This window comes from Methylobacterium haplocladii (assembly GCF_007992175.1).
GTDB lineage: Bacteria > Pseudomonadota > Alphaproteobacteria > Rhizobiales > Beijerinckiaceae > Methylobacterium > Methylobacterium haplocladii.
In genome coordinates, this window is record NZ_BJZT01000096.1 from 1 (window position 1) to 766 (window position 766).

Sequence of the window (766 nt, forward strand, 5' to 3'; positions counted from 1 at the left end):
TGGAACGACGTAGGATTCTCGCGGATTCGCATGCCACGGCAACGGGCGTGGATGATTGCGATGTCAGGTGCTGGCGGGTGGCGTGACGATCTGGATCGATGGCTGCAGCCGTTCCTGGCGGGCCTATCGCATCCGGCGCGCCGGGCGATGTGCCCCCTCTACGTGGCCGGTCTGATCGGCCTGGGCGACCGCAAGAGCGTCCAGGCCGATGGCGGCGCGGGCCGATGGGGTCCCCTACGACCGGCTGCACCACTTCATCGCGGCCGGGATCTGGGATGAAGCGCCGCTGCAGCAGGCGCTTCTCTGCGAGGCCGATCGCTTGGTCGGCGGATCGGATACGATCCTCGTCGTCGACGACACGGTCCTGCCGAAGAAGGGCGACCGCTCGGTCGGGGTCGCACCGCAATATGCCACGACGCTGGGCAAGACCGCCAACTGCCAGACGCTGGTGTCGCTCACGCTGGCGCGCGGCGAGGTGCCTGTGGCAGTCGGCCTGGCGCTGTTCCTGCCCGAGACCTGGACAGGCGATCCGGACCGGATGGAGGGGGCCGGCGTCCCCGAGGACCGGCGCGCGGCCCGCACCAAGCTGGAGATCGCCGTTGCGGAGATCGACCGGGTTCGAGAGGGGGGCGTGCGCTTCGGCTGCGTGCTGGCGGATGCGGGGTACGGCTGCTCCGCCCCGTTCCGGCAGGCCCTGAGCGAGCGCGGCCTGAGATGGGCCGTCGGGATCACGGGGCGCAGCAAGGTCTACCCGGCCGACGTGGCG

The 766-nt window shown here is 70.6% G+C and carries 1 pseudogene; it reads left to right on the top strand.

The window, feature by feature from the left end:
• Positions 1 to 60: 60 nt before the first annotated feature.
• Positions 61 to 766: pseudogene (locus MHA02_RS21885) on the top strand (IS701 family transposase); the annotation flags it as partial.